The following is a 943-nucleotide window of genomic DNA, read 5'->3' as shown; positions in this document are numbered from 1 at the left end:
AAAAATCATTCGTTTTCATTTGGGTAAAAAGCTTAACAAAAGTGCTTAAATTAAAAGCACTTTGATTAAGTTTTTTAAAACTTAAATTTATTTAGAAAGGGAAAAATGCAGTTAAGTTATTATTGTTTTAAAGATAGAAAAAAAAGAAAAATGCCTTTAGATACACCATTAAATACTAAAAATTTTAAACTTAAAGATAAGCTTGGTTTAAACATAAAAGAACAAATAGAAATTTGTAATAAATATGGGATTACTCACAAGCTTTATGTGAAAAGAAAAGAAAAAGGTTGGAGCTTAAAAGAAATTTTAGAAACTCCAAAAGGAGACAAGCGTTTTAAATATATTATTATCGATGATATCAGAAGAAACAAACAAGCAGTTAGCCTAAACAGTCATAGTAAATTTGGTAGAAATGTTTTACATTTAGGAAATATGAGCAAAAAAGCTAACTTGCATTTTAAATATTCAAAACTTGATCATCTAGCCTTGCAAAATAATTTATACCAAGATAAAAATGGAGTAATTAAGGCGTATTAGAAAATTTAACAAATCTACTAAGGTGGATTTGATTAAGTTTTTTAAAACTTAAATTTACTTAGAAAGGATTAACAATGGCATTAGTTTATGTAGCCTCTCCTTACAAAGCTTTAGCAATAAGAGAAAGTCAAAGAAAAGCTCAGGCTATTAGTGTAGCCCAGCAAGAATGCTTAAAAATTATGCGTGAATGTGAAGGTTTTGTGCCTGTTTCACCCATACTACAATTTAGTTATTTGGATGAAAACAAGCACAGAGACAAAGCTTTACAAATGGGATTAGAGCTTTTAAAAGCGTGTGATTATATTTATCTTAGCAAACACAAAGATGCAAAATATTCACAAGGTATGCAAGAAGAATTAGCATTAGCTAAAAAGCTTGGCATTAAAGAGCTAGTTTTGGAGTTGCC

General features: G+C 28.2%; 2 protein-coding genes. Both read left to right on the top strand.

The annotated features are described in order from the left end of the window. The first annotated feature begins 105 nt into the window (after nucleotides 1-105). Nucleotides 106-537, top strand: coding sequence for an SA1788 family PVL leukocidin-associated protein (locus AJ885_RS00170; RefSeq protein WP_002865075.1), 432 nt, complete (start codon nucleotides 106-108; stop codon nucleotides 535-537). A 74-nt stretch (nucleotides 538-611) separates the two neighbouring features. Further along, the coding region (locus tag AJ885_RS00165) for a DUF4406 domain-containing protein (protein WP_070280510.1) at nucleotides 612-943 on the top strand (332 nt) is incomplete at its 3' end.

This window comes from Campylobacter sp. BCW_6464 (genome assembly GCF_001762775.1).
GTDB lineage: Bacteria > Campylobacterota > Campylobacteria > Campylobacterales > Campylobacteraceae > Campylobacter_D > Campylobacter_D jejuni.
Note: the sequence above shows the minus strand (reverse complement) of the source record. Positions and strands in the feature narration are given on the sequence as shown.

What these genes read in the sequence shown, in the direction of transcription:
- AJ885_RS00170 (WP_002865075.1), top strand. Translation starts at nt 106, where the DNA reads ATGCAGTTAAGTTATTATTGTTTTAAAGATAGAAAAAAAAGAAAAATG.